This is a genomic window from Bradyrhizobium sp. P2_E8, from assembly GCF_056403875.1.
Genome location: NZ_JBFUES010001220.1, coordinates 1 through 1,959, shown reverse-complemented (window position 1 = coordinate 1,959; position 1,959 = coordinate 1). Strand labels below are relative to the sequence as shown.

1 rRNA gene is annotated in these 1,959 nt (G+C 51.9%); it reads right to left on the bottom strand.

Annotation, left to right across the window (positions count from 1 at the left end):
• Positions 1-1,526: ribosomal RNA gene (locus AC1D00_RS38850) — 23S ribosomal RNA — on the bottom strand; the annotation flags it as partial.
• Between the last annotated feature and the right edge of the window lie 433 nt (positions 1,527-1,959).

Genomic DNA, 1,959 nt, shown 5'->3' with positions numbered 1-1,959 from the left:
TCCACTGGCTGCAGAATATTCACTGCATTCCCATCGACTACGCCTTTCGGCCTCGCCTTAGGGACCGGCTAACCCTGCGAAGATTAACTTTACGCAGGAACCCTTGGACTTTCGGCGACACTGTCTTTCACAGTGTTTGTCGTTACTCATGCCAGCATTCGCACTTCTGATACCTCCAGGCGCTCTCACGAGTCGCCCTTCGCAGGCTTACAGAACGCTCCGCTACCGCGTAGCCCTTGCGGACTACACCCTAAGCTTCGGCTCGTGGCTTGAGCCCCGTTACATCTTCGGCGCAGAAACCCTTATTTAGACCAGTGAGCTGTTACGCTTTCTTTAAAGGAYGGCTGCTTCTAAGCCAACCTCCTGGTTGTTTTGGGATTTCCACATCCTTTCCCACTTAGCCACGAATTAGGGGCCTTAGCTGTAGGTCCGGGTTGTTTCCCTCTCCACGACGGACGTTAGCACCCGCCGTGTGACTCCCGGATAGTACTCTCAGGTATTCGGAGTTTGGTTGGGTTTGGTAAGACGGTAAGTCCCCCTAGCCCATCCAGTGCTCTACCCCCTGAGGTATTCATCCGAGGCGATACCTAAATATCTTTCGCGGAGAACCAGCTATTTCCCAGTTTGATTGGCCTTTCACCCCTAACCACAAGTCATCGGAGCCTTTTTCAACAGGCACCCGTTCGGTCCTCCAGTGAGTGTTACCTCACCTTCAACCTGCTCATGGCTAGATCACTAGGTTTCGGGTCTAATACAACGAACTTGACGCCCTATTCAGACTCGCTTTCGCTACGCCTTCGCCTATCGGCTTAAGCTTGCTCGTTAAATTAAGTCGCTGGCCCATAATACAAAAGGTACGATGTCACCCAGAACGTATCTTGGGCTCCATCTGTTTGTAGGTGTCCGGTTTCAGGTCTATTTCACTCCCCTCGTCGGGGTGCTTTTCACCTTTCCCTCACGGTACTGGTTCACTATCGGTCGCTGAGGAGTACTTAGGCTTGGAGGGTGGTCCCCCCGCGTTCAGACAGGATTGCACGTGTCCCGCCTTACTCGTGGATACATCATCGCATTACTCGTACGGGGCTATCACCCTCTGAGGCCCAGCTTTCCTGACTGGTTCCGATTGTCTTTGATGTATCACTGGCCTGGTCCGCGTTCGCTCGCCACTACTAACGGAGTCTCTGTTGATGTCCTTTCCTCCAGGTACTTAGATGTTTCAGTTCCCTGGGTTTGCTTGAAACCTCCTATGTATTCAGAAGTCTCATACCTTCTCTTGATAACCGGAAATCCAAAACCTCTTCGATCGAAATCTAAAGGTCTGGCGTCTTCCATTATCTGGTCGAACTCCACACCGATGTCTTTCGACAAAGGTCTTGGAGTTCCGGCTATCGAAGGTGGGTTTCCCCATTCGGAAATCCGCGGATCAAAGCTTCTTCGCAGCTCCCCACGGCTTATCGCAGCGTAGCACGTCCTTCATCGCCTCTCAGCGCCAAGGCATCCACCGAACACCCTTAAGGCACTTGATTGCTCTCATTATCAATGTCCACACACTCGGCAGAATGTTGTCTGCAGAACTGCCTTGCGGCACGCGCCCTCGATGAACGCTATCTGCAGCCGGACAATGATTAGAAAGACCAGCTTGCTTCGTAAGATCGTTCCGATAGCGAGGCGGTCAAGCTTCGCTAAAAGGATCATTTACAACTCGCATTCCTTTCAAACGCAGCCTTGTGAGCTACATTGAAAGGCGCACGAGCGCCGAAATGATCCGGAGATAATGAAGTATCGCGCAACAATTGCTTGCTGCCCGATCCAACTCGGATCGATCTCCTCTTTACGATGTCAGAAATCACGCACGTTACTGTCTATCCAGACTAGTAGGTGCGAAGTGATGTTTCGCGGACGACGGTTGAATACCTGCAAACACAGCGTCGGTGATCAAACCATCTGGTGGAGCCAGAC